The sequence below is a fragment of the Azohydromonas lata NBRC 102462 genome (genome assembly GCF_001571085.1).
Lineage (GTDB): Bacteria > Pseudomonadota > Gammaproteobacteria > Burkholderiales > Burkholderiaceae_C > Azohydromonas > Azohydromonas lata.
This window is the reverse complement of record NZ_BCTC01000280.1, coordinates 1-1,186: the sequence shown is the minus strand read 5'-3', so window position 1 is coordinate 1,186 and position 1,186 is coordinate 1. Positions and strand designations below refer to the sequence as shown.

1 protein-coding gene is annotated in these 1,186 nt (G+C 73.1%); it reads left to right on the top strand.

Features of this window, described 5'->3' with window-relative positions:
* Nucleotides 1-1,186 (top strand): condensation domain-containing protein (locus ALA01S_RS31095; protein ID WP_238456034.1); only part of this gene is annotated, 1,186 nt, incomplete at both ends.

Here is a 1,186-nt window from a genome sequence, read left to right as displayed (position 1 = left end):
AGGGGCTGCCGGAGCCGGTGCAGGTGGTGCAGCGCCACGCGGCCTTGCCGCTGCAATGGCTGCAGGTGGACGCGCAGGAGGATGTCGAGCAGCACCTGAATGCGCAGGTCGATCCGGCCCGCTTCCGCATCGACGTGCGCCAGGCGCCCATGGTGCGCGCGCTGGCGGCCCATGACGCGCGCCGCGGGCGCTGGCTGCTGCAGTTGCCCAACCACCATATGGTGCTGGACCACACCACGCTGGCGTTGCTGGTCGAGGAGATCGCCCTGATCCAGCAGGGCCGCGACAGCGAGCTGCCCGTGCCGGTGCCGTTCCGCCGCTACGTGGCACAGGCCCGGCTGGGGATGAGCCAGGCCGAGCACGAGGCGTTCTTCCGCCAGATGCTGGGCGACGTGGACGAGCCGACGGCGCCGTTCGGCCTGCTGGATGTGCAGGGCGACGGCACCCGCATCGAGGAGGCGCGCCTGCCGCTGCAGGCGGCGCTGGCGGCACAGATCCGCCAGCAGGCGCAGCGCCATGGCGTGAGCGCGGCGAGCCTGTTCCACCTGGCCTGGGCGCTGGCGCTGGGCCAGGCGACGGGCCGGGACGACGTGGTGTTCGGCACGGTGCTGTTCGGCCGCATGCAGGCCGGCGAGGGCGCCGGGCGGGCGCTGGGCCTGTTCATCAACACGCTGCCGCTGCGGGTGCGCCTTGGCAAACGCGGCGTGGCGCAATGCCTGGCACAGACCCATGCGGCGCTGACGCAACTGCTGCACCACGAGCATGCCAACCTGTCGCTGGCACAGCGCTGCAGTGCGCTGCCGGGCGGCACGCCGCTGTTCTCGGCCTTGCTGAACTACCGCTACACCCAGCGGCCGCAGGAGGCCGCGGACGAAGACAAGCCGTCGGCCTGGGCGGGGCTGCAGGTGCTGGGCGGCGCGGAGCGCACGAACTACCCGGTGACGCTGTCGGTGGACGACCAGGGTGAGGGCTTCGAGCTGGTGGCGCAGGTTCACGAGGCGGTGGCGGCGCGGCGCGTTTGCGGGTTCATGCAGGCGGCGCTGGAGGGCATCGTGCGGGCGCTGGCTGGGGCGGGGACGCAGCCGGTGTGCGAGGTGGCGTCGTTGCCCGCACAGGAGCTGGCCGACCTGGCGGCGTGGGGCGGGAACGCGCAGCGCCACGCCGACGCGCAAGCCGTGCACCGGTT